This window comes from Vibrio zhanjiangensis (assembly GCF_030161235.1).
GTDB lineage: Bacteria > Pseudomonadota > Gammaproteobacteria > Enterobacterales > Vibrionaceae > Vibrio > Vibrio zhanjiangensis.
Genome location: NZ_BSPW01000061.1, coordinates 57,387 through 82,292, shown reverse-complemented (window position 1 = coordinate 82,292; position 24,906 = coordinate 57,387). Strand labels below are relative to the sequence as shown.

The 24,906-nt window shown below is 44.2% G+C and carries 19 protein-coding genes; 8 read left to right on the top strand and 11 right to left on the bottom strand.

Translation table 11 applies throughout. The annotated features are described in order from the left end of the window. Window positions 1-368: 368 nt before the first annotated feature. From fre to trxA, 5 genes are all read right to left on the bottom strand, one after another. The gene (gene fre, locus QQK21_RS14285; RefSeq protein ID WP_284192860.1) at window positions 369-1,082 is read right to left on the bottom strand and encodes an NAD(P)H-flavin reductase; all 714 of its coding nucleotides are present in this window, start codon (window positions 1,080-1,082) and stop codon (window positions 369-371) included. Window positions 1,083-1,240: 158 nt separating this feature from the next. After that, window positions 1,241-3,094 carry a 4-hydroxy-3-polyprenylbenzoate decarboxylase gene (gene ubiD, locus QQK21_RS14280; RefSeq protein WP_284192859.1) on the bottom strand — a complete coding sequence of 618 codons (1,854 nt, stop codon included), beginning with the start codon at window positions 3,092-3,094 and terminating at the stop codon, window positions 1,241-1,243. A gap of 82 nt (window positions 3,095-3,176) precedes the next feature. Further along, window positions 3,177-4,172, bottom strand: coding sequence for a hypothetical protein (locus QQK21_RS14275; RefSeq protein WP_284192858.1), 996 nt, complete (start codon window positions 4,170-4,172; stop codon window positions 3,177-3,179). Window positions 4,173-4,274: 102 nt separating this feature from the next. After that, complete coding sequence (gene rho, locus QQK21_RS14270) at window positions 4,275-5,534, bottom strand: transcription termination factor Rho (RefSeq protein WP_284192857.1); 1,260 nt, start codon at window positions 5,532-5,534, stop codon at window positions 4,275-4,277. A 195-nt stretch (window positions 5,535-5,729) separates the two neighbouring features. Further along, complete coding sequence (gene trxA / locus QQK21_RS14265) at window positions 5,730-6,056, bottom strand: thioredoxin TrxA (RefSeq protein ID WP_284192856.1); 327 nt, start codon at window positions 6,054-6,056, stop codon at window positions 5,730-5,732. A 111-nt stretch (window positions 6,057-6,167) separates the two neighbouring features. Between trxA and rhlB the strand changes: the two genes are divergently transcribed. Together rhlB and gppA are read left to right on the top strand one after the other, a co-directional pair. Beyond that, window positions 6,168-7,469 carry an ATP-dependent RNA helicase RhlB gene (gene rhlB, locus QQK21_RS14260; RefSeq protein WP_284192855.1) on the top strand — a complete coding sequence of 434 codons (1,302 nt, stop codon included), beginning with the start codon at window positions 6,168-6,170 and terminating at the stop codon, window positions 7,467-7,469. Window positions 7,470-7,477: 8 nt separating this feature from the next. Continuing rightward, window positions 7,478-8,968 (top strand): guanosine-5'-triphosphate,3'-diphosphate diphosphatase, encoded by a 1,491-nt coding sequence (gene gppA / locus QQK21_RS14255; protein ID WP_284192854.1) that lies wholly within the window; start codon window positions 7,478-7,480, stop codon window positions 8,966-8,968. A gap of 51 nt (window positions 8,969-9,019) precedes the next feature. Here gppA and QQK21_RS14250 read toward each other — a convergent pair whose 3' ends face one another. From QQK21_RS14250 to recQ, 3 genes are all read right to left on the bottom strand, one after another. Next, window positions 9,020-9,688 (bottom strand): 7-cyano-7-deazaguanine/7-aminomethyl-7-deazaguanine transporter, encoded by a 669-nt coding sequence (locus tag QQK21_RS14250; RefSeq protein ID WP_284192853.1) that lies wholly within the window; start codon window positions 9,686-9,688, stop codon window positions 9,020-9,022. 240 nt (window positions 9,689-9,928) lie between these two features. After that, window positions 9,929-10,243: a DUF3630 family protein gene (locus QQK21_RS14245; protein ID WP_284192852.1), complete on the bottom strand. Its 315-nt coding sequence runs from the start codon at window positions 10,241-10,243 to the stop codon at window positions 9,929-9,931. Next, on the bottom strand, window positions 10,236-12,071 hold the full coding sequence (recQ, locus tag QQK21_RS14240) for an ATP-dependent DNA helicase RecQ (protein ID WP_284192851.1): 1,836 nt from the start codon (window positions 12,069-12,071) through the stop codon (window positions 10,236-10,238). The genes QQK21_RS14245 and recQ overlap by 8 nt, the downstream gene beginning before the upstream one ends. Before the next feature lie 180 nt (window positions 12,072-12,251). On the opposite strand from recQ, the gene rarD reads away from it, so the two are divergent. The 4 genes from rarD to ggt all read left to right on the top strand — a co-directional run bounded on the left by rarD (window position 12,252) and on the right by ggt (window position 16,687). Next, window positions 12,252-13,154 carry an EamA family transporter RarD gene (gene rarD / locus QQK21_RS14235; protein WP_284192850.1) on the top strand — a complete coding sequence of 301 codons (903 nt, stop codon included), beginning with the start codon at window positions 12,252-12,254 and terminating at the stop codon, window positions 13,152-13,154. Window positions 13,155-13,311: 157 nt separating this feature from the next. Then, the gene (locus QQK21_RS14230) at window positions 13,312-14,109 is read left to right on the top strand and encodes an AraC family transcriptional regulator (RefSeq protein WP_284192849.1); all 798 of its coding nucleotides are present in this window, start codon (window positions 13,312-13,314) and stop codon (window positions 14,107-14,109) included. Between the two features lie 70 nt (window positions 14,110-14,179). Beyond that, complete coding sequence (locus QQK21_RS14225; RefSeq protein ID WP_284192848.1) at window positions 14,180-14,842, top strand: LysE family translocator; 663 nt, start codon at window positions 14,180-14,182, stop codon at window positions 14,840-14,842. Between the two features lie 96 nt (window positions 14,843-14,938). After that, window positions 14,939-16,687 carry a gamma-glutamyltransferase gene (gene ggt, locus QQK21_RS14220; protein ID WP_284192847.1) on the top strand — a complete coding sequence of 583 codons (1,749 nt, stop codon included), beginning with the start codon at window positions 14,939-14,941 and terminating at the stop codon, window positions 16,685-16,687. A 570-nt stretch (window positions 16,688-17,257) separates the two neighbouring features. Here ggt and uvrD read toward each other — a convergent pair. Beyond that, window positions 17,258-19,429, bottom strand: a complete 2,172-nt coding sequence (uvrD, locus tag QQK21_RS14215) for a DNA helicase II (RefSeq protein ID WP_284192846.1) — start codon at window positions 19,427-19,429, stop codon at window positions 17,258-17,260. Between the two features lie 253 nt (window positions 19,430-19,682). Beyond that, window positions 19,683-21,725 (bottom strand): oligopeptidase A, encoded by a 2,043-nt coding sequence (prlC, locus tag QQK21_RS14210; protein WP_284192845.1) that lies wholly within the window; start codon window positions 21,723-21,725, stop codon window positions 19,683-19,685. Between the two features lie 161 nt (window positions 21,726-21,886). Between prlC and QQK21_RS14205 the strand changes: the two genes are divergently transcribed. Then, entirely contained in the window at window positions 21,887-22,726 is an 840-nt protein-coding gene (locus QQK21_RS14205) for a 23S rRNA (adenine(2030)-N(6))-methyltransferase RlmJ (RefSeq protein ID WP_284192844.1), read from the top strand. Window positions 22,727-22,894: 168 nt separating this feature from the next. After that, entirely contained in the window at window positions 22,895-24,250 is a 1,356-nt protein-coding gene (gene gorA / locus QQK21_RS14200; protein ID WP_284192843.1) for a glutathione-disulfide reductase, read from the top strand. A 58-nt stretch (window positions 24,251-24,308) separates the two neighbouring features. Here the strand turns inward: gorA and QQK21_RS14195 are convergent, their stop codons facing one another. Continuing rightward, a complete protein-coding gene (locus tag QQK21_RS14195; protein WP_284192842.1) occupies window positions 24,309-24,869 on the bottom strand; it encodes a GNAT family N-acetyltransferase in 561 nt (186 codons plus the stop codon). Window positions 24,870-24,906: the final 37 nt, after the last annotated feature.

Below are 24,906 nucleotides of genomic sequence, written 5' to 3'. Positions count from 1 at the left end.
TTCATTGATAAATCTTTTGGATTATCATCAACGAGTGCCCACACAGATTGATAGGTTTATATTGTTAAAGAGCAGTGCTTTGAAATCTTTAACTCTCAAAGCGGAGGTGAATTCTAGCGATATAATTTAAAGAGTCAAACACTTTTTAAAATTAATTTTTGCTGCCAATTTCACCTCGCTGATACAGACTAAAGCTCTATGCTTTATTCCCCATCAGTGGACGCGAATTATAGGTATCGAACGCAGTTATGCAAGCATTTATTATAAATAATCTACCCAATAGAGACTGTTCGATGAATTTGTAGTCAACACAATCAAAAAGAGGGCTACGCCCCCTTAATCATATATTCAGTCGTCAGTCTCAGACACTATATAAATGAATATGCATCTGCAAACATTCGCTCAGTTTTTGCACCTTTGTTTTGAGTAAACTGCTCCCGAGCAGATCCTGCCATCTCAAAACGACCTGCTATATAAATGTCATAGTTATCTAGTGATTCAAAGTCTTCATTAATGGCCGCAAGAACATTACCTACTTTTCCTTGCCAGTTTGAGTCGGCTTGCTCTATAACAGGAACAAACTTAACATTTGCATACTTGGCAGCGATATCGTTCATTTCTGTTATCGCGTATAGTTGGCATTCATCACGCCCCCCCCAATAAAGATAAATATTATTGGCCTTATTTTGCGCAATGCAGTGATCCAAAATTGAACGCACATAGCTAAAGCCAGTTCCTCCTGCAATCAAAAGCAGTGGCCGCTCGCTATCTTCTCTTATCCAAGCATCACCGTGTGGAGCTTCGATACTAATCTCCAAACCGTTTTCAAGAGCTTTTTTCAGCTCATCAACCACTTCTATAGCATAAGCATTGTGCTCAGCCGCACCTATATGAAGCTCCAATTCACCTTGATGACGACAAGGACTGCTTGCTATAGAAAAAGGACGTTTATCTTTTTCTCCCATCACTACAGTTAAATATTGTCCCGCCTTAAACTTTACAGGCGCTTCAGGATGTAAAAGGATTCGATAGGTATTACAAGCTAAAGGCTCAATAGACTTTACTTTGCATTGGATAGTCATAGTACTCCTTTAGCCCACTTGACTAAGTAGGCTCTATATTACTTTGCGCATAACTCTGGCCTTATACGCTATTTGTTATTTTTAGTTATATAATAGCTCGCGCACGCGATTTCTTAACTGATTGTCTATTGTACTCAAAGCCGACGTTGATAAATTCATCACAAACCGAGCTTACTCCACTTCGCATCAACTTGAGCAACCAAACTCGGATCCTTCTTAATCGGCACCCCCCAATCTCGTGTCACTTCACCCGCAAATTTCTTCGTTGCGTCCAAAGCTAATTTGGAACTCTGTCCATTTTTTGCTTCAACCTGAAAAGTATCACGAGATGGGTCCATCCTAGTTGTTATGGCCCATATAATGTCGTTCCAATCGTGTACATTGACATCCTCATCACAAAGGACAACAAACTTGGCATTGGTATGCTGTATTAAAAACGCCCACACACCATCTAGCACTAATCTCGACTGCATTGCCTGAGTCTTCACCATAGAAAGAATCACAAAGCGACTGACTCCCTCAGATTCATGTACTGCTATATCCACTATTTCAGGGCAGGATTGGTACAATTTCTCGAGTTTATCTTTCGAAATAGCTTCTTTATGTACAGGCAATGATTCAAGAGTGTTACTCTTTTCAGCCTCCCACTTAACCGTGGCGTCCAGACCCATTTTGGAGCCAAGACCCACAATAGGAGAAGCAAAATCAAGAGAATCTATCGGGGTATTATCTATCATCAAAGTATCAGCGACAGGATCCATATGCTTGCACATTGCTATCACTATGTCATCCCAACAGCGGGCATTGACGTTTTCATCACAGACTAATACAAACTTTGTGTACATAAATTGACGAAGAAAAGACCAAACCCCCATCATTACGCGCTTCGCATGCCCTGGGTATTGTTTTTTTATCGTCACGACAGCCATGCGATAGGAACATCCTTCTGGCGGCAAATAAAAATCAATGATTTCTGGAAATTGCTTTTGCAGTATCGGCACAAAAACCTCATTGAGTGCCACACCTAATACTGCTGGTTCATCTGGTGGTCGACCTGTGTATGTACTGTGGTATATGGGGTCATTACGCATGGTAATATGAGTAACAGTAAAAACGTGGTGCCTTTCTTTTTCATTATAGTAACCTGTATGATCACCATACGGCCCCTCATCCGCATATTCATCGGGATCAATGTAGCCTTCAAGTACAATCTCAGCACTAGCAGGCACCTCTAGATCATTACTGATAGACTTGACCACTTCTGTTTTACTTCCGCGCAGTAAACCAGCGAATGCGTACTCTGACAAAGTATCAGGGATAGGCGTAACCGCACCAAGTATGGTGGCAGGATCAGCACCAAATGCGACAGAAACCGGAAATGGCTTTCCTGGGTTTAACTCCATCCAATCTTGTAGGTCGAGCGCTCCCCCTCGATGGGCAAGCCAGCGCATAATTACTTTATTCTTACTAAGCTTTTGTTGACGGTAAATGCCTAAGTTTTGGCGTTTTTTAAAGGGCCCTTGAGTAATGGTTAGCCCCCAAGTCAACAAAGGCGCCACGTCATCAGGCCAACAACTCATTACAGGTATCTTATCAAGATCAACGTCATCACCTTGCAAGATAACTTGCTGACATGCAGCTTTTCGTAGCCTTTTTACTGGCATATTAAGCACCTGTCGAAAAACAGGAAGCTTTTGCAATGCATCTTTAAAACCTTTAGGCGGCTCAGGCTCTTTCAGGTAAGACAACAACTTGCCCACCTCACGCAAATCCATAACATCCTTGCGACCCATGCCTATTGCCACCCTTTCAGCTGTGCCAAAAAGATTTGTCAGTACAGGGATGTCGTACCCAATTGGGTTCTCAAACAATAAAGCAGGCCCTCCCGCACGTAACGTGCGATCACTGATCTCTGTCATCTCATAACGCGGGTCAACAGGCTCAGAAATGCGTTTCAGCTTTCCTTCTCGTTCAAGGTAAACAATAAAATCGCGTAAATCCCTAAAAATCATAGATCTGCTATAGATTGATTAAATTGAGGGCAGTATAACAAAAAGAGAGATTTGACGATCCCTCTTTTTAATAAGGTTAATACTATTGTGATAGGGCATTCAAAATTGCGTGACTACGCACTTGCGGATTATCGTTGGCAAGCTCTTTGAGCCAAGGTGTATAACCTTGGCTAGCAAGCTCAGTAGCAACCATAGATGCTTCATCATGCAACGTCATTCTATCAATTAGAAACGCTTTGATTTCTTCTGTCATAGGTTTGATACGAGCCAATTCTTTAATGGCTTGCTCTTTAAGGCTGGGGTTATATGAGGCATTTATTATCTGAGCAATAGCGAATTCATTACCCACTTCTGCTAATCGACGTATTTCAGATTGGCTGTGATAATCTGCTCTCATCAACCAAAGCAATTTATAGATTTCCACGTTTCTACTGGCTTGTGCTAAACCAACCATAATTTGTGAAGAAGGAAGCCAACTGGTAATGGTTTCATCCGTTAACTGAGAGACAAGACCCTCGATAGCCTTTGACGATAAGCCGTTAAGTTCACGTATAAATAAAGCTTCTTTAGCCTGAATTTGATACTCATCACCTGACAACCAATTCTTGAGGTCAAGCTCTCCACGCTCTGCCTGAAGGACAAACTCTAAAGCCAAAGTGTCTTGCTGCCAGCGCTTAATTATTCGGCTCGCAATGGCTGGGTAGTTGAATGCTGGAACGGAAAATTCGTATCCTTCCCCCCTTTCCAACACTTGGTAGACGGGAGCCATATTTTTTTGCCGCTCGATAAATCGTACCACCTGCGGTGTCAAAGGAATATTGTTGGCTTCTATCTTTTTCAGTAACAAATATCTAGCGACCTCTTGCTGAGGAAGTGCCATTCTTTCAAGTGCAAAACTAAGTGAATCAGCATTACCTTGGACCACCGAGCGCTGCAGCTCTGCAACTTTTTGATGAATCTGTGGATTATCAATTAGCCGCTCAACCTCTCTAGGTTGCATTTCCGTGGCATACGCACTAGGGACACCAATGAATAAAGATGCACACAGGAGAACCGACGACAACATTCCTTGTTGCATGTTAACCTCCTTATAACATTCGTTTCATTGTGCGACTTATCAAACGATAATGCAAACAAAAACGCCACCGACAATGTCGATGGCGTTCAGAGTCACAAATTGTTATTGACGCCGCATTGCGTCAAAAAATTCATCATTGGTTTTGGTCATCGCAAGTTTATCAATCAAGAACTCCATTGCGTCGATTTCGCCCATAGGATGAACGATCTTACGCAGAATCCACATTTTTTGAAGTTCATCTGTCTTAGTAAGAAGCTCTTCACGACGAGTACCACTGCGGTTAAAGTCAATCGCTGGGAATACTCGCTTCTCCGCAATCTTACGATTTAGGTGCAGCTCCATATTACCCGTACCTTTAAACTCTTCGTATATTACTTCATCCATCTTAGAACCAGTATCGACAAGAGCAGTGGCGATAATAGTTAAACTACCACCTTCTTCAACATTACGAGCAGCACCAAAGAAACGCTTAGGACGGTGCAGTGCATTGGCATCGACACCACCAGTTAGTACTTTACCTGATGAAGGAACAACCGTGTTGTAGGCTCGTGCCAAACGGGTAATCGAATCCAGCAAGATAACAACGTCTTTCTTATGTTCAACAAGGCGCTTCGCTTTCTCAATTACCATTTCTGCCACTTGAACATGGCGTGATGCTGGCTCATCAAAGGTAGAAGCAATTACTTCACCTTTCACTAGACGCTGCATTTCAGTCACTTCTTCCGGACGCTCATCAATCAGAAGTACCATGAGTTCACATTCAGGGTGATTGTATGCAATGCTTTGTGCAATATTTTGCAGTAACATCGTTTTACCCGCTTTTGGCGGAGCGACGATCAATCCACGTTGACCTTTACCAATCGGGGAAGCCAGATCTAAAACACGCGCTGTAATATCTTCTGTAGAGCCATTACCGCGCTCCATCACCATACGCTCGTTAGCGTGCAATGGTGTTAAGTTTTCAAACAGAATCTTGTTCCGTGCATTATCTGGTTTGTCATCATTAACCGTGTTGACTTTTAATAGAGCAAAGTATCGTTCACCATCCTTTGGTGGACGAATCTTACCAGCAATTGAGTCACCCGTTCGTAGGTTAAAGCGACGGATTTGGCTGGGGGAAACATAAATGTCATCAGGGCCCGCTAAGTAAGAGCTATCTGCGCTACGTAAAAAGCCAAAGCCGTCTTGAAGTATTTCCAGAACCCCGTCGCCAAATATGTCTTCACCGCTTTTGGCGTGTGCTTTTAGGATGGCGAAGATGATGTCTTGTTTTCTCAAACGAGCTAGGTTTTCAAGGCCCAAGCTTTCGCCCAGTTTAACAAGATCAGACACTGGCCTGTTCTTCAGTTCTGTTAGATTCATGGTGGTGGATACTTGTTTAGTCAAAATAGGATCTGTTATTTAGTTAAGATGAATTCGGTCACAGGATCGACCAAGAAGAGAAACTTGTTTATTTAACGTGCGATAATCTAGCACTAAATATTAGCCTAGTCTAGATTTTGTTGATATTCAAAACCGTGCATCGATAAAAATGCACGGTCTCATCGCAGGAACGACTTATAGATTGGCGTCCAAAAACTCTTTAAGTTGCGTTTTGGACAGAGCACCCACTTTTGTCGCTGCTACTCCGCCATCTTTAAACAGTAACAAGGTCGGAATACCGCGGATACCATATTTGGGTGGAGTCCCTGCATTTTGGTCGATATTCAGTTTACCGATAGTGAGTTTGCCTTCGTACTCATCTGCGATTTCGTCCAAAATAGGGGCGATCATTTTACAAGGACCACACCATTCTGCCCAAAAATCAACAAGAACTGGGCCTGCAGCATTGATTACATCGTTTTCAAAACCGTCATCAGTTAGCTGCAAAATCTTATCACTCATCTTACACTCCAATGTGTTTTTTCGGACTGGTTGGATGATAACCAGTATTTAGATGCCCTATTGGAATGTATTTACCTTCGTATTGCAAGCTTAAGCTGATATTCTATAGCTATGAAAAAGACACATATCACAGAGCAAAAGTTCGCCGATTTGGGCTTACACCCCAAAATCATTGAAGGTTTGGATAAAAAAGGGTTCGAATTTTGTACCCCGATTCAAGCTTTGGCGTTGCCGGTACTGCTCACCGGCCAAGACATCGCAGGTCAGGCACAAACTGGGACAGGGAAAACTCTGGCCTTTCTGACGGCTACTTTCAACCATCTCCTCAACACGCCAGAACACGAAGGGAGAAAAGCAACGCAACCTCGTGCCATCATCATGGCGCCGACCCGTGAGCTTGCTATCCAAATATATAATGATGCTGAAACTTTAATTGAAAGCACTGGTATCAAAGCCGCATTAGCCTATGGTGGTGAAAGCTACGATAAACAGCTATCAAAGCTTGAACAAGGTGTCGACGTACTTATTGGTACCACAGGGCGAATTATCGACTTTTACAAGCAGCGTGTATTTAACCTAAAAAGTATTCAGGCCGTCGTGCTAGATGAAGCCGATCGCATGTTTGACCTTGGTTTTATTAAAGACATCCGCTTCCTTTTCCGTGGTATGCCAGAACCGAAAGAACGTCTAAATATGCTGTTTTCAGCCACTTTGTCTTATCGAGTGCAAGAGCTGGCCTTCGAGCATATGCATAATCCGGAGCATCTCGCAGCAGAACCAGAACAAAAAACTGGTCATCGTATCCAAGAAGAACTTTTCTACCCATCAAATGAAGATAAAATGTCTCTTCTGCAAACCTTGATCGAAGAAGAATGGCCTGAACGCGCCATCGTGTTTGCCAACACCAAACACAAATGCGAGTCCATCTGGGGACATCTTGCAGCAGACCAACACAGAGTTGGACTTTTAACTGGGGACGTACCTCAGAAAAAACGTGAAAGAATTCTTGAGCAATTCACTCGTGGTGAGGTTGACTTACTTGTCGCAACCGACGTAGCCGCTAGAGGACTACACATTCCACAAGTAACACACGTATTCAATTATGATTTGCCAGACGACTGTGAAGATTACGTTCACCGAATTGGCCGTACTGGCCGAGCGGGAGCAAGCGGTCATTCAATTAGCTTTGCTTGTGAAGAGTACGCCATCAATCTTCCTGCTATTGAAGAGTATATAGAGCATACCATTCCTGTATCTGAATATGACTCATCCGCCTTGATCCAAGATCTGCCTGAACCATTGCGCATGCGTTCTAGTCGACCACAACAACGTCGCACTAACACTGGAGGTTCACGCTCGAATAACCGTCGTTCAAACAACCGCTCTCGTCAGCGTCAAAATAGAGATTCATAGGACTGTCTATGACACAAGAAGCTTCATCCCCACTTTATGCTGCCATTGACCTTGGATCCAACAGTTTTCATATGCTAATTGTGCGCCATATAAGTGGTAGCGTACAAACCATGGCGAAAATTAAACGGAAAGTTCGTTTAGCCGCGGGATTAGACGAAAACAACTGCTTGAGCCATGAGGCAATGCAACGGGGATGGGACTGCTTGAGCCTGTTTGCAGAGCGTCTTCAGGATATTCAAAAACAGAATATTCGCATTGTGGGAACCGCGACACTCAGAACGGCAACCAATGCTGATACCTTTCTCAGTCAAGCTAAGAAAATACTAGGTTATGAGATAGAGGTCATTGATGGCGAGGAAGAAGCCGCCACTATATACAAGGGCGTTGCGCACACTTCAGGTGGTTGCGGACGTCGCCTAGTCGTCGATATCGGCGGCGCGAGCACAGAGCTGATTATTGGCCAAGGATTTGATGCCAAGGTACTCAACAGTTTAAAAATGGGCTGTGTTACTTGGCTTGAGAATCACTTTAAAGACCGCCAGCTCTCTGCTGATAACTTTGCAAATGCGATAGCCGCAGCTAAAGAAAGATTAAGGCCGATTCTAACCCAGTACACAAGTATTGGCTGGGATGTCTGCGTCGGAGCATCGGGAACCGTGCAGGCGTTACAAGAAATTATGCTGGCACAAGGCATGGATGAAGTCATCACTCACGCCAAACTGAAACGCCTACAAAAACAGGCTATGCTCACTGACCATCTGGAAGAACTTGAAATTGAAGGACTGACGTTAGAACGCGCTCTAGTATTTCCAAGCGGCCTATCTATCCTGATTGCCATCTTTGAGCTTCTCAATATTGACTCAATGACGTTATCTGGCGGGGCTCTGCGCGAGGGTCTTGTGTACGAAATGGTGGACGAGCTAAAACAAGACAATATTCAAGCTCGCACCATAGCCAGCTTGCAGAGTCGCTATCAATTAGACAAGGCTTACGGCGAACAGGTAGCCAATTTGGCGGTCAAGTTGTTAGGTCAATGTGAAGAAAATTGGATATCCGAAACGCAAGGCATCGCGATATTAGAGGCCGCGGCAAAATTACATGAAATTGGTCTCACGATTGACTTCAAAACAGGAGGGGAGCACAGCGCTTACCTATTACAAAACTTGGACTTGCCTGGCTATACTCGCGCACAAAAGCAGCTTCTTAGTGAAGTGCTACGCCGCTACCGCGAGCATCTCACTTCTCTGCCTGTGCAGCACGCTGTCTCTGATGTTAGCGCACAGCGTATCCTACGTTTACTCAGAATCTCTGTGATACTCTCACATAGACGCAGCCCTGATTTAGAGCCAAACATCCTCTTAAAATCAAACGCAGACAAGCTCATTATAAACTTGTCATCTCAATGGCTTAAGGCCAATCCTCTTACCGCTGCGGAACTGGAAATGGAAGTCAATCGGCAAAGCGACCTTAATTGGCCATTAGTCATCACAACACATTAAACTAAAAGGGCCCTGTCAATATTGACTGGGCCCTTTTTAATTATGGATGTCTTAGTTAACACCTAACACGCGAAAATCCGGGTTAACTGCGGTGATTTTTTTGACGAGATAGTTGAGTAACACACCATACATGGGGACAAATAGGCCTAAACTAATGATCAGCTTAAAGCCATAATCAACCAACGCAATTTCTCCCCAGTGCTCTGCCATAAACGGATCGGGACTTTGGTAAAAGGCAATCGAGAAAAAGGCCAGCGTATCCAGTGCATTGCCCACTAAAGTGGAACAAGTTGGCGCTATCCACCAGTGCTTCATCTGGCGTAGACGATTGAATACATGTACATCCAATATTTGACCAAGTAAATAAGCCATAAAACTGGCAATCGCGATGCGCGCGACAAACAGGTTAAATTCACCTAAATGAGCAAAACCTTGAAACTGCCCTTCAAAAAAGACAACCGATAGCCCGTAAGAAACCGCAAGGGCAGGCAACATTACCCAAAAGATGATTCTTCGCGCTAGCTGAGGACCAAAAATACGTACCGTAAGATCGGTGGCCAGAAAGATAAATGGGAAAGTAAATGCTCCCCACGTCGTGTGAAGACCAAAGAGAGTAAATGGCAGCTGTACCAGATAATTGCTCGAAGCAATAATCACCAAATGGAACAAAACCAATAGAAGAAGCGCTTTGCGCTGTTGAGCGGGAGAAAAACGACTCATAAGATACCTTTTTAATTTGGTTTGGGGGTGAGGGAACCCAAATTGAGTCCAATATTGTTGGACTTCTACCAATAATGTTAATCATCAAAACGACAAATATCTCATCGAATACTTTAGTTACTGATATAGCCTTAGCCATGGTTATATCTATAGATATTCAACTTGATAATTATCGCGGCGGGTGATTATACATTAACCACCTCTCTCTGCAATAGACACTCCAAGGTTTATCAGTTCTGATTAAAAGCCACAGCGAAATAAGTTGGCAAGATAGTCAAGCTCCTCTCTGCTGCTTTTTACATTCAACGCTTCCAACCATACGCTCTCACTATAATGTTCAGACTTCAGCAACATCTGGCACCCTTCAAAATCAATTAACCAAGAGTGGATGTCCGCATCCCATTGCTTTTCAACTACAGTTGCAGAAAGTTGCTGTAACAAATGCTCTGCCATTTGAGGAAAACTATCAAAATCAAAATATGGTGTTTGAACAACGAGGATGCCCAGCTGAGGCTGATATTCCCGCAACCCAAATACCTTCTTTACTTTATCCATGGAAAGACACATGCTCCTGAATCAAATCCAAAAATGGATCGGCGTATTTTTCTAGCTTACGCTGGCCAACCCCATTAACTGCTAACATCTCGCCATAAGACGTCGGCAACATTTCTGCCATATCAATTAATGTGGCATCACTAAACACGACATAAGGAGGCAATCCATCTTCATCAGCAATTGACTTACGCAATTTGCGCAACTTGGCAAATAATTTTTTATCGTAATTCTTACTGGTTAGCTTTTCTGATTTCGCCGTTCTTGCCGCTGTATCAAGCCTTGGAACCGCCAAATCCAATGTCATCTCACCCCGCAGCAGCGGACGAGCCTCCTCTGTTAATTGCAAGGTTGAATTACGGGTGATGTTTTGAGACAACAAGCCCTTGTGGATTAGCTGACGAAATATACTAACCCAATAGTCATGGCTGTTTTCACGACCGATACCATAGGTTGAAAGCTTGTCATGCCCATTTTCGCGAATACGACTATTTTGCATACCACGTAATACTTCAACAACATAGCCAATACCAAAACTCTGGTTGACACGATAAACACAAGAAATGGCTTTGCGTGCTTGTTCCGTCGCATCAAAATGCTTAGGTGGGTCAAGGCAAATATCGCAGTTACCGCAGCGCTTATCACTATACTCACCGAAATAGTTGAGCAGTACTTGACGCCGACATGTCTGCGCCTCGGCAAACGCACTCATCGCATTTAATTTATGATTTTCTACTTGTTTTTGCGGCCCATCATCTTTTTCATCCAGCATTCTTCGCAACCAACTCATGTCCGCAGGGTCGTAAAGCATCATGGCTTCAGCTGGTAAGCCATCTCGCCCAGCACGGCCAGTTTCTTGGTAATAAGATTCAATATTGCGCGGAATATCAAAGTGAACAACAAAACGCACATTGGGCTTATTGATACCCATACCAAACGCTACAGTAGCGACCACTATCTGGATATCATCACGCTGAAAAGCTTCTTGGACATAAGCGCGCTCATCGGTATCCAAGCCAGCATGATAGCTGGCCGCACGAATATGGTTATTGCACAATTTCTCCGTCACCATTTCGACTTTCTTGCGACTACCACAATAAATAATGCCACAGTGGTTTTTTTGCTCGGCGACAAAACGAATGATCTGTGAAATTGGCTTGTGTTTCTCCACCAAGGTATAGCGAATGTTAGGCCTATCAAAACTACCTAAATAGACATGAGGTTCTTGAAGCTGCAATCTATGAGTAATGTCATTTCTCGTCGCTTCATCAGCGGTAGCAGTAAGTGCCATAAAAGGCACTGCGGGAAATTGTTTTTTTAGCTGCCCTAGACAAGCGTACTCTGGTCTAAAGTCATGACCCCATTGAGAAATGCAGTGAGCCTCATCAACCGCGATCATGGCTAATGAAAGTGATTCAAGTCGCTCAACAAAATCGCGCATTAGTACTCGTTCTGGCGAGACATAAACTAACGTTAACTGGCCAGATTGCATGCGACTATAAACACGACTCAGATCTTCTCGAGTCATTGCAGAGTGAATGCATTCCGCAGCTACCCCATTGGCTTTCAATTGATCAACCTGATCTTTCATCAGAGAAATCAACGGTGAAATAACGAGCGTTACCCCCCCTCTTACCAACGCTGGTATCTGATAGCAAAGTGACTTACCACCACCTGTGGGCATAATGACAATGCAATCATGACCCGCACCAACAGCATCAATGACTTCCCTTTGGCCGTGACGAAATGATTTATAACCAAACACATTTTCTAGCACAGTTTCAGGTGTGATGGTCAAATCAGGTTGTTGATCGAACAATGTCGCAGTCATGGAGGTCTCAGCCGAAAAACGTGGGGAAATGCAAAGCGCACATTGTAGTAGTGTTCGAATATGAATAAAACTTCAATTTGCAGCGAAATCAACTTATATGCAAAACGGAGCTAGGTGATAAGTGATGCTATTGCGTATACTGCAACCTTACTTCAATTAAATTGTGCAGTTAGACTATCAATGACAACGGAACACCAATCAAAGCAAGGCATGCTGCTCGCGATCAGCGCCTACACAATGTGGGGTATAGCACCCATCTATTTTAAAGCCATTAATCAAGTTTCACCGCTAGAAATAGTTGGTCATCGCATCATTTGGTCGTTCCTGCTTCTTAGTATACTGCTACATATAGGTCGTCGCTGGCGCAATGTAAGAGACGTCACTCGCTCAAAAAATAAGATGTTATGTTTGTTTTCTACCTCTTTTTTAGTGGGAATAAATTGGCTAATTTTCATCTGGGCGATTAACAACAATCATATGCTAGATGCAAGCCTAGGCTATTACATCAATCCATTGTTCAACGTCGTGCTTGGGATGTTATTTTTGGGCGAACGACTGCGTAAACTGCAATGGTTCGCTGTGATATTAGCGTCGATTGGAGTTGTAATACAGCTGCTTGCTTTTGGCTCAATCCCAATAGTGGCAATCGCACTCGCGGCTACATTTGGAGTATACGGGTTACTACGTAAAAAAGTCAGTCTTGATGCTCAAACCGGCTTATTTATTGAAACATTGATCATGCTCCCAGCTGCAGCCATCTATCTTCTATGGATCGCAGACTCACCAACTGCTAATTTATCGCACAACACCCTAAATTTAAATCTGTTACTTATTTCGGCAGGGATAGTCACCACTCTCCCCCTACTGTGTTTTACGGGAGCCGCGACGCGCCTGAAACTCTCCACATTAGGTTTTATCCAATACATTGGTCCAAGTCTGATGTTTTTACTGGCTGTCTTGGTTTATGGTGAAGATTTTAGTCAAGATAAGGCCATTACTTTTGCCTTTATATGGAGTGCTTTGGTCATTTTTAGTTATGACGGGCTTAAAACCCAAAAACGCTCTGGAAAAACAAAATGTTAGTATGGTATGTACTCCATGCATAATATAAATGCTGGAGTACAATCATCTCTCAACCCTGCTGGCATACGCTTACAAATCTCTAATGACTGATCTTTATTTACAAGACAAATGATTAAACTATGTATATTATCGATTAAATTTTAGACAAAGCATTGCTATGGACAAGGTCAATTACCTCACCACACAAGATAAACAAATCGGCCTGATCCATGCGAACTACCAAAAGTTCGCTTTCCGCAGGCACTATCACCTCGACTTTCATATTGGCTTGGTAACTAACGGCCAACAAAAGTTCTTTTACCAAGGTGTAAATCATACCATTGGGCAAGGACAAATCGTGATAATGCCTCCAGATGAGCTACACGATGGAAGTTCCATCCATAGTGAGGGCTATCAAGTACGAGTTTTCTCCATCGATCCCAAATGGTTTAGTGAGCTTGCTGATCTAAAGTGTGAAAGCGATCAGGTTCAATTCAGCCGATTGATTATTTCAAACCCGGCTCTCTTCCAACATATGGTTAGAGTCCATCAAGCCTTGGGAACAAACAACCTTAGTCAGCTAGCAAAAGATTGTCTGCCCTATGAGGGGTTTGAACTCTTGTTTCGTCACTATGGCGCCATACAGCAAAAAAATACCGTACCACTAGGAAATCAATCCATCTCAACACTAAAAGACTATTTAATGGCCAATTTAGACCAACCCGTGAAACTTGAAGAGTTATCCCAACTCTGCCATCTTAGTCCGACTCAATTTCAGCGCCATTTTAAGGCAAAAATAGGCTTAACTCCCTACGCTTGGTTAAGTCGCTTAAGACTAGAGCATGGCTTGAGACTACTCAAAAGCGGAATATGTGGCACTGAAGTCGCCCACCAAATTGGCTTTTATGATCAAGCACATTTTAGTAAAGCCTTTAAAGCGACATACGGTATTTCCCCCTCTAAGCTGCAGTGTTAATAATTTACAATCTTGGTGATGTTCAGTAGGGCAAAATAGGCTCAAACATGATTTATCGATGAGTATCTCAATGAACGAACTACCGATTCTAATCACGCTTGCTAGCGTACACTTTGTTGCCTTAATGAGTCCGGGGCCCGATGTTGCTCTGGTGGTCCAAAATGCAGCACGCTATGGACGACAAACTGGGCTCTATATTGCCTTAGGCCTTTCTGCCGGTATTTTATTGCACTCGATTTTAAGCTTGACTGGTATGAGCTATCTCGTGCATCAGCATCCCAACTTATTCTCGACGTTGCAGTTAGTCGGTGGTAGCTACCTAACATATCTAGGCTACTGCGCGCTCAAAGGATGCTGGCAAGCAAAAAATGGGACTGGATCTGAGCCTAATCAGGAAAACAATGTCTTGCTGAACAACAAGCGCCAAGCTTTCTCTCGAGGATTATCAACCAATATCCTTAATCCTAAAGCTCTGGTTTTCTTTATAAGTCTTATGTCAAGCTTAGTGCCAGCAGATATGTCTCTGATTGGTAAAGGTATCGCTTTGATCATGCTGTGGGGATTGTCTTTGGTATGGTTTTCGCTGCTTGCTTGGGTGCTCTCAACTCAGCGCATGCAAAGCAAGGTGCAAGCAATGGCATTTTATATTGATGGCTTGTGTGGCGTAATATTTTCCATAGTAGGCACTAGTATTCTTTGGCAATCCATAGGTGGTTTATTGTTAAATGTATAAAAAAATTGATTCGACATTACATTTTTATAACAAAGTCTTAGACTATCCGCTCTTCCACTGCCACTCTGTCCTCGCATGTTTAACAAGGAGTACAAGATGCAGTGGAAACACCCTTCTCTAGCAACATTCCTACTATTTACCTCTATTGCAGCGCACGCTAATCAGGCAGCAGACTCTGTTGCTCCAGAGCAAAGTAGCGGTTTGGAAAAAAAACAGTTGGTCAAAGCCAAAGACTGGATGGTAACTGCTGCAAACCCTCTTGCTACGCAAGCGGGTGCTGACATTCTCAAACAAGGTGGTAACGCCATCGATGCAATGATCACCACTCAGCTGATGTTGGGGCTGGTCGAACCGCAATCTTCCGGAATAGGTGGTGGTGCATTTCTCGTTTACTGGGATGCGAAGAATAACAAACTGACCACTTACGATGGCAGAGAAACGGCGCCTCTGGCAGCCACACCACAGCTCTTTCAGGATGAAAATGGCCAGCCTATGCAATTCTACGATGCCGTCGTAGGTGGTCGCTCGGTAGGCACACCTGGTGTTGTCAAGTTAATGTGGGAAACCCACCAAAAATACGGAAAGCTGGAATGGAAGCAATTGTTTAAGCCCGTTATAACGCTCGCCTTGGAGGGATTTGTAATTAGCCCTAGGCTTGCCACTTTAATTGCCAAAGATGGTGAACGATTGTCTCGTTTTCCTGAGACAAGAGCGTATTTTTTTAATCCTGACGGCTCGCCTAAAAAACAAGGAACCGTGCTAAAAAACCCAGCTTATGCAGCAACACTTACCGCCATTGCCGAACACGGAGCAGATGCCTTCTATAAAGGAAAAATCGCTGCCGATATTGTAAATACCGTCAGATCAGCACAAGGTAACCCTGGCGTCCTCGCTCAAGAGGACTTTGATATATACAAGGTAAAACAGCGCCAACCAATTTGTTCTGCGTACCAAAACTATGATATTTGCGGAATGGGTCCTCCAGCCTCTGGAGCACTCACGGTCAACCAAATACTCACCATCACAGAGTCGTTCAATCTGAAGGCTTGGGGTCCAAATAGTGCCAAATCATGGCAAGTTATTGCTGACGCCTCACTGTTAGCTTTTGCCGACCGAGGCATGTATATGGCCGATGAGGACTTTGTTCCCATGCCAACTCAAGGCTTAATCAATGCAGATTATCTAAAGCAGCGAGCCAAGCTCATTACACCGGGAAAAGCATTAGCAAACGCGTCTGCGGGTTCGCCACCATGGGACTATGCTCGCCAGCAAAATCCCGATGAATCAATCGAGTTACCCTCAACAAGCCATTTTAATATTGTTGATAAACAAGGGAATGTTGTCTCTATGACCGCATCTGTTGAGAACGCATTTGGCTCACGTCTTATGACCAACGGCTTTATTCTCAACAACGAACTCACGGATTTTTCGTTCAATACTCACAGCAGTGGCAATCCCATTGCGAATCGACTTGAGCCGGGTAAGCGGCCTCGTTCTTCAATGGCACCGACGATAATCCTGAAGGATGATAAACCCTATATGGCTATCGGCTCTCCCGGCGGAAGTCGCATTATAGGTTATGTAGCACAAGCGATCATTGCCCACACTCAGTGGGGGATGGACATTCAGCAAGCCATTGACCTGCCTCATATAATGAATCGTTTTGGTCCCCTTGATATTGAGCAAGGCACCTCAGCCGAACAGTTCAAACCAGAGCTAGAAAAAATGGGCTTTGAGGTAAATGTTGGAGATTTAAATTCAGGCCTTCATGCCATTTTAATTAATGATCAACAACTAGAAGGAGCGGCAGATCCTAGACGTGAAGGGGTAGCCATCGGCCAGTAGTAACTATTTGCCCGCCATTTTGTGCGATATTTCTTACAAAATGGTGCGCCAATACCTCTTTCTTAATGAGATCATTAAAATTAGAGTAATATAACTAGATGATTTAAATCAATTTGTATTATTCTTGAGCACTTAGTTTTAAATGCGAATAAACCAGAGAACCTTGAGGAATATTCTTGGCATCGTAATATGAACCTTGTCGGAAGGATGCTGACACGGAACAGGAAACACCAAGGAATTGGTAATCTTCAGGATGAAGATTCGGCGGCTTAGATAAGTCGTCGGCAAGGAAAGCAAATAGGACATTGAACGGACTCATAATAGTAACTAGGATGGTTACTACTAGGGAAAGGAAATGGATACCGCTTAAGGACTAGGCGACGTGAGCTAACTAGGATAGTTAGCGGACTAGGATAGGGTCGAGGACACCGCTAGGATGGCGATGAATGGACTGAGCTGAAGGACATCAGCATACTATCAAGGACTTGATGCATGGAGCACCTTTAGTAGCCGGATTGCTGCGAGTAAGACTATAACCCCGACGGGCGCAAGCCCTCGGGGTTTTTCTTTCTATAATTGCTCTAACTTAGCGTACGCTGTTACCAACCACTTGATACCTTCACCATTGAAGGCCACCTGCACCCTTCCTTGATGACCACTCCCTTCAAAATTAATAATGGTTCCTTCGCCAAACTTGGGGTGTTTAACGCGCGAGCCTAAATTAAAGCCCGTTTCGTTGAAGGTGTCTTTGACAACCTTAGGGCTAAATCGACCGGAGCTTGCAGGACGGCTCACTTGTGCCTTCATTCGCACTTCATCTAAACAGCTCTCTGGCAACTCACGGATAAAACGCGATGGTTTATGGTATTTATCTTGACCATACAAACGACGCATTTCAGCATAAGTGATATAGAGTTTTTCCTTAGCACGCGTCATACCCACATAGCAAAGCCGCCTTTCTTCTTCGAGACGACCCGCTTCTTCCGCTGACATCAGGCTTGGAAACATGCCTTCTTCGACGCCAACCATAAACACCAGTGGAAACTCTAGCCCTTTGGCACTGTGTAAAGTCATCAGTTGCACCGCATCTTCAAACTCATCCGCTTGCCCTTCCCCCGCTTCCAAAGCTGCATGGGTCAAAAATGCCATAAGTAGCGTCATTTCATCCGCTTCCTCAGGTTTTTCGAATTGGCGGGTCGCTGTCACTAGTTCTTCTAAGTTTTCAATACGAGCTTTAGACTTCTCCCCTTTCTCCTGCTCATACATAGCATACAAGCCAGAGTATTTAATGACATGATCGGTTTGAGCATGCAAAGGCAATTCATGGGTGTCATCTTCCAATGCATTTATCAGTTCAACAAAGCGCCCTAGTGCAGAGGCCGCCCTTCCAGCCAGCACTTTCTCTTCTAGCAAAGCAACACTCGCATCCCACATGGTGCAACCACGATCTCTTGCCGCTAAACGTAAAGTCTCTAGTGTTTTATCACCTAAGCCTCGTGTTGGCGTGTTAACCACTCTTTCAAATGCAGCATCATCATTTCGATTGGAAATCAGTCGCAAATAACTCAATGCATCTTTGATTTCCTGACGCTCGAAAAATCGCATTCCACCATAAATACGATAAGGTAAACCCGCTTGAATCAATGCCTCTTCCAATACTCGTGATTGGGCATTATTGCGATACAGTAAAGCGGCATCGTCAAGCGCCCCGCCTTTCTCTTGCCAATCTTTGATTTTATTGACCACAAAACGGGCTTCATCCAACTCGTTGTAGGCCGAGTACACCGAAATAGGCTCCCCAGCCAAACCTTCCGTCCACAATTCCTTGCCCATTCGCTCGGTATTATTGGCAATCAAGGCATTTGATGCCTCAAGAATTGTCTTGGTCGAGCGATAGTTTTGCTCTAAGCGTATCGTATTAACGTTTGGAAATTCATGAGTGAATTTTTCAATATTTTCGATTTTTGCACCGCGCCACCCATAGATAGATTGGTCATCGTCACCAACAATCATCACATTAGATTCAGGCCCAGCCATCATTCTTAGCCAAGCATATTGGATATTATTGGTGTCTTGAAATTCATCGACCAAAATATGCTTAAAACGGGCTTGGTAATGTTCTCGGATATGTTTTTTGTTACGCAGCAGCTCATGCGCTCTGAGCAAAATTTCAGCAAAATCGACGAGTCCGGCCCGATCACAGGCTTCTTGATAGGTACTATAAAGCTGAAGATACGTTTGCGTCACAGGATCGCGGTACGCATCGATATGTTTAGGGCGTAGTCCCTCATCTTTTTTACCGTTTATCCACCATGCAACTTGCCTTGCTGGCCACTGTTTCTCATCAAGGTTCTGCGCTTTAATCAGACGGCGCAATAAGCGCTGTTGATCGTCACTGTCCATGATTTGAAAATCTTCTGGTAACTCAGCATCAAGATAATGGGCCCGTAAGATTCGATGACAAATACCATGAAAAGTGCCATTCCACATTCCCGAAGCATTACCCATCGTCAGGTCTTCAATCCGACCACGCATTTCAGCGGCTGCTTTGTTGGTAAAAGTGACCGACATAATTGAAAAAGGCGAAGCTTGTTCAACCGACATTAACCAAGCAATACGATGTACCAAAACACGAGTTTTACCACTTCCTGCTCCGGCAAGAACCAGTAAGTTTTCAAGTGGGGCAGCAACAGCTTCACGCTGCTTATCGTTAAGGCCGTCGAGGAGTAAAGAAGGATCCATTGGAATTTAGTCACTGGTTATCTATACATGAAAAACGATTATAACCTAAACGCTATCCAGAGTTGAAAATATTAACCACAAAAACGCTCCAAACTCCTTTACAGCAGCAATAACCCAATAGCAAAAGACAGCTTCAAGTTAGGAGACACGCTTTGCCAAAGCTCAGCGATAAGTATGAGAAACGATATACAGTGAAGATGGCTTAAAATAATCGCGCCCTCATATGAGGGCGCGATTACTCGGTACCATTAACTTATGCTTGAATACCTGAATGGCGTAGCAAGGCATCAATTTGTGGCTCTCTGCCTCTAAAGCGCTTAAAGAGCTCCATAGGTTCTTCACTCCCTCCCATTTCAAGAATATTATTGAGGAAGCTCTTACCCGTTTCGATATTAAATATCCCTTCTTCCTCAAAGCGAGAAAAAGCATCTGATGAAAGCACTTCTGCCCACAAATAACTGTAATAGCCCGCACTGTAGCCACCAGCAAATACATGACTAAAGCTGTGTGAGAAGCGATTCCACTCCAAACTCGGTAAAACAGCGACCTTGGCTTTTACCTCGGCCAATGTTTCTAGTACTTTGGGGCCTATCTCAGGATCAAATTGGGTATGAAGCGTAAAATCAAACAGGCCAAACTCTAGCTGGCGCAAAATAAACATCGCGGACTGGAAGTTCTTTGCCGCGAGCATCTTATCGAGCATCTCTTTAGGTAGAGGCTCGCCAGTTTTGTAGTGGCCTGAGATAAACGCCAACGCTTCTTGCTCCCAACACCAGTTTTCTAAAAACTGACTAGGGAGCTCTACCGCATCCCAAGGCACACCATTTATCCCAGACACAGCGCCAGTTTCTACTTGGGTGAGCATATGATGGATACCATGACCAAATTCATGGAACAGTGTCACTACTTCATTATGGGTAAAAAGCGCAGGGTTATCACCAATCGGGCGACTGAAATTACACGTCAAATAGGCCACTGGAGATTGTCGCTCTCCCTTAGCATTGATGCGGCACACACGACATTCGTCCATCCATGCGCCACCACGTTTATGCTCACGAGCATACAGATCAAGATAAAAACTGCCGCGCAGATTGTCGCTGGCATCGAAGATATCGAAAAAGCGCACCGACTCATGCCATGTGTCTACCCCTTCGCGCTCTACAACCTTCATCCCAAACACACGATTTAAGACCTCAAACAAGCCGCTAACTGCCCTGTGTTCGGGAAAATATGGCCGAAGTTCTTCATCAGAAATTTGGAATAAGTGCTGCTTTTGCTTTTCGCTATAATACGCAATATCCCACAGTTCAAGCTCTTCTACACCATATTCGCTTTTAGCAAACTGACGTAACGCCTCTACTTCTCGCTCACCCTGAGGCTTTGCCTTGTTGGCAAGATCGTTCAGAAAGCCCAACACTTGAGCTGGATTTTCCGCCATTTTTGTTGCCAACGATTTTTCACTAAAGGTGTTAAAGCCCAGCATACGTGCAATTTCATAGCGAAGTTTTAGCTGCTCATTGATTATCTCAGTGTTATCCCACTCACCTGCATTTGGGCCTCTATCCGAAGCACGCGTCACATACGCTTCGTATATCTCCTTGCGCAGCGCCTGATTGTCACAATAGGTCATCACTGGCAAGTAAGAAGGCATATCGAGAGTTAATAGGTAACCATCCAAATCCTTAGCTTGTGCCGCCGCTTTCGCCGCCGCAAGCGCCGACTCTGGCATACCAACAAGAGCTTGCTCATCCACTATGTGTTTCGTCCAACCCATGGTGGCATCAAGCACATTATTCGAAAACTTAGACCCTAACTCAGACATGCGTTTACTGATCTCACCATAGCGATGTTGCTCATCGGCAGGCAAACCAATACCTGACAACTCAAAGTCACGTAAAGCGTTCGTCACCGTTTTCTTCTGCGCTTGAGTGAGGGCAGAAAATTCATCACTTGCTTTAATCGCTTTGTACGCCTCAAACAAACCTTTATGTTGACCAACCCAAGTCCCGTATTCCGACAAAAGAGGTAAGCAGCTTTCGTAAGCTTCACGCAGCTCATCACTGTTCACCACCGAATTCATATGACTCACTGGTGACCAAATACGACTCAAGCGATCATCAACTTCTTCAATTGGGGCAACAATATTTTCCCAAGTAGGGTGGCTGTTGCCTGCCAGTACTTGCTCGATTTTTGCCCGGCAATCTGCGATTGCCTGTTCGACTGCGGGTTTAACATGCTCTGGCTTGATCTGAGAGAAAGGTGGCAAATCCGTAAAACTGAGAAGAGGATTAGACATAAGTATTCCTTTTATTGGCAAAAGCGAACTGACGGTTCTGTCTTGCTAAGTTCTGATTGAGTCTAAAATAGTAAATATAGGTAGGTTCAGCAATTTTCAATAGTGACGTATACTAGCAAGACTAAAATATCCCAAGCCTTTACCCACTAGAGAGTGTTATTTTGCTAAGTTACCGCCACAGTTTTCACGCGGGCAATCATGCCGATGTCCTAAAACATATCGTTCAAAGCTTGATTCTCAATGCCCTCAAACAAAAAGATAAACCTTTTGTTTATCACGATACTCATTCTGGTGTGGGGCGCTATGACCTAAACCACGAATGGGCGGAAAAAACGGGTGAATACAAACATGGTATCGCTCGAATTTGGCAACAAACAGATATGCCACAAGAGCTACAAAGCTACCTAGATGCCATCAAGGTTCTCAACAAAAACGGAAATTTACGTTATTACCCCGGCTCTCCGCGGGTGGCTCGTGCGCATCTTAGAGCACAAGATCGTATGGTGTTAACCGAACTGCACCCAAGTGATTACCCACTTCTTGAACAAGAATTTCATCGTGACCGTCAGGTAAGCCTGTACAAAGAAGATGGTTTTAAACGACTAAAGGCAAGCCTGCCACCTCAAGAGCGCCGAGGCCTAGTCCTTATCGACCCGCCGTATGAGTTGGCGAAAGAATATCGCGACGTTGTTCAAGCGATTCATCAAAGCTATAAACGCTGGGCAACAGGCATCTATGCCATCTGGTATCCAGTCGTCAATCGCTGCGATATTGACGACATGATAGATGCGCTGCAAGGCCTAGAGATTCGTAAGATATTACAAATTGAACTGGGCGTGGCCGCTGACAATAATCAGCATGGCATGACAGCATCTGGAATGATAGTGATCAACCCACCTTGGAAATTAGAGAGCCAAATGCAGGCCATCCTACCGTTTCTTCAGCAGTCGATTGCTCCTGCCACTGGTCATCACACAATAAATTGGATTGTTCCTGAGTAACATTGGACAAGACATCTGGCTGCCACTAGCATGGCAGAAGAAAATTTAAGCTGGATAGATTGAGTTCGTCCAATCTATCCTCCATATCACAAATAATAAAGAAATGCGGGGCTAAGTGGAATCAAAGGCTTCACTGAGCATATCAACTCGCAATAATTGGAGAAATAAATGGCGACTCATTTTGATTATATCTGTATCGGCGGTGGGAGTGGTGGCATTGCATCAGCAAACCGTGCTGCTATGTATGGCGCTAACGTTGCGTTGATTGAAGCTCAAGATCTCGGCGGTACATGTGTAAATGTTGGTTGTGTACCCAAAAAAGTGATGTGGCATGGTGCTCAAGTCGCGGAAGCCATGAACCTCTATGCTGAAGATTATGGCTTTGACGTCGATGTCAAAGGCTTTAACTGGAGTAAACTCGTTGAAAGCCGCCAAGCCTACATTGGCCGAATTCACGAGTCTTACGATCGCGTGCTAGGTAACAACAAAGTCAATGTTATTAAAGGTTTTGCCAAGTTTGTTGATGCAAAAACCGTAGAAGTCAATGGTGAACACTACACAGCGGATCATATCCTTATTGCTGTCGGCGGCCGCCCAACTATTCCAAACATCCCAGGAGCAGAGCACGGTATCGACTCTAACGGCTTCTTCGAGCTAAACCAACAACCTAAGCGCGTTGCGGTTATTGGCGCTGGCTATATCGCGGTTGAAATCGCGGGCGTATTACATGCTCTTGGCACTGAAACTCACCTTTTCTGCCGCAAAGAGTCACCGCTGCGCAGCTTTGATCCCATGATCGTAGAAACTCTAGTCGAGGTCATGCAAGCTGAAGGACCGACGCTACATACTCATTCTGTGCCTAAAGAAGTGGTTAAGGAAGCGGATGGTAGCCTAACCTTGCACCTAGAAAATGGCAATACACACAATGTTGATACTCTGATTTGGGCAATTGGCCGTCATCCCGCCACCGATGCGATTAACCTTGCAGCCACCGGAGTTGAAACCAATCAAGCAGGTTACATTAAGGTCGATGAATATCAGCAAACCAATGTAGCAGGTATCTATTGTGTCGGCGATATTATGGAAGGCGGCATAGAGCTTACCCCTGTTGCGGTTAAGGCCGGCAGACAGCTTTCTGAGCGCCTATTTAACAACAAGCCTAATGCCAAAATGGATTACGACTTAGTCCCTACCGTGGTATTTAGCCACCCACCGATTGGTACCATAGGCCTTACCACTCAAGAAGCGCAGCAGAAATACGGCAAAGACAATATTAAGGTGTACACATCAGGCTTTACCGCCATGTACACCGCCGTCACTAAACATCGTCAACCATGCAAAATGAAGCTCATTTGTGCTGGCGATGATGAAAAAGTGGTGGGCTTACATGGCATCGGTTATACGGTTGATGAAATGATTCAAGGCTTTGGCGTCGCGATGAAAATGGGTGCGACCAAAGCAGACTTTGATTCCGTTGTCGCCATCCACCCAACCGGCTCAGAAGAATTTGTTACCATGAGGTAGTCAAAGAGAGTAATGGCGTCTCATTGATACAAAACAAGGCCAGATCAATCTGGCCTTTCTATTGCTTTAACCCTAGGCGTGTTTTCCAAGCTTCTCGGCTTAACCCATACACAGCATGGTCAAGGATACGACCATTGACATTTTCTGCTCTGGTTAAGACACCTTCTAGTGTAAACCCGAGTCGTGAGCACACATTCCGACTTGGCTGGTTGTCGGTCGCCGCTGAGATTTGGATTTTTTGCACGTCATAATCGTGAAACGCAAGCTCAATCATTCTAGACACTGACTTGGTGACTAAGCCCCTTCCTTGATAGTCTTGGCTTAACCAATAACCTATCTCTACCTTAGCAAGATCTTTATCTATGGAATTAAAGCTGATATTACCGACCAGCTTGCCTTGATAAAACATGGCACATACTAGAGACTTTCCATCAGCATAATCATGTAAGGAACGCTTGATAAAGTTTAGGAAAAACGCTTCGTTTTCAGCATGGATAGGCCAAGATAACCATTGGCTTAAATACTCTCTCTGCTTCGAAACAATATCTAGGTAGCAAGCAGCAAAATTCGCTTCAACTAATGCCAGCTCTAGACCCTGTTCAACTTGTAATGTAAACATATTTTTCCCTCGTATGTATCGAGACATTATAAACCAC

Coding starts and splice junctions, on each gene's coding strand:
- fre (WP_284192860.1), bottom strand. CDS start 1,082: ATGACTATCCAATGCAAAGTAAAGTCTATTGAGCCTTTAGCTTGTAAT.
- ubiD (WP_284192859.1), bottom strand. CDS start 3,094: ATGATTTTTAGGGATTTACGCGATTTTATTGTTTACCTTGAACGAGAA.
- QQK21_RS14275 (WP_284192858.1), bottom strand. CDS start 4,172: ATGCAACAAGGAATGTTGTCGTCGGTTCTCCTGTGTGCATCTTTATTC.
- rho (WP_284192857.1), bottom strand. CDS start 5,534: ATGAATCTAACAGAACTGAAGAACAGGCCAGTGTCTGATCTTGTTAAA.
- trxA (WP_284192856.1), bottom strand. CDS start 6,056: ATGAGTGATAAGATTTTGCAGCTAACTGATGACGGTTTTGAAAACGAT.
- rhlB (WP_284192855.1), top strand. CDS start 6,168: ATGAAAAAGACACATATCACAGAGCAAAAGTTCGCCGATTTGGGCTTA.
- gppA (WP_284192854.1), top strand. CDS start 7,478: ATGACACAAGAAGCTTCATCCCCACTTTATGCTGCCATTGACCTTGGA.
- QQK21_RS14250 (WP_284192853.1), bottom strand. CDS start 9,688: ATGAGTCGTTTTTCTCCCGCTCAACAGCGCAAAGCGCTTCTTCTATTG.
- QQK21_RS14245 (WP_284192852.1), bottom strand. CDS start 10,243: ATGGATAAAGTAAAGAAGGTATTTGGGTTGCGGGAATATCAGCCTCAG.
- recQ (WP_284192851.1), bottom strand. CDS start 12,071: ATGACTGCGACATTGTTCGATCAACAACCTGATTTGACCATCACACCT.
- rarD (WP_284192850.1), top strand. CDS start 12,252: ATGACAACGGAACACCAATCAAAGCAAGGCATGCTGCTCGCGATCAGC.
- QQK21_RS14230 (WP_284192849.1), top strand. CDS start 13,312: ATGGACAAGGTCAATTACCTCACCACACAAGATAAACAAATCGGCCTG.
- QQK21_RS14225 (WP_284192848.1), top strand. CDS start 14,180: ATGAACGAACTACCGATTCTAATCACGCTTGCTAGCGTACACTTTGTT.
- ggt (WP_284192847.1), top strand. CDS start 14,939: ATGCAGTGGAAACACCCTTCTCTAGCAACATTCCTACTATTTACCTCT.
- uvrD (WP_284192846.1), bottom strand. CDS start 19,429: ATGGATCCTTCTTTACTCCTCGACGGCCTTAACGATAAGCAGCGTGAA.
- prlC (WP_284192845.1), bottom strand. CDS start 21,725: ATGTCTAATCCTCTTCTCAGTTTTACGGATTTGCCACCTTTCTCTCAG.
- gorA (WP_284192843.1), top strand. CDS start 22,895: ATGGCGACTCATTTTGATTATATCTGTATCGGCGGTGGGAGTGGTGGC.
- QQK21_RS14195 (WP_284192842.1), bottom strand. CDS start 24,869: ATGTTTACATTACAAGTTGAACAGGGTCTAGAGCTGGCATTAGTTGAA.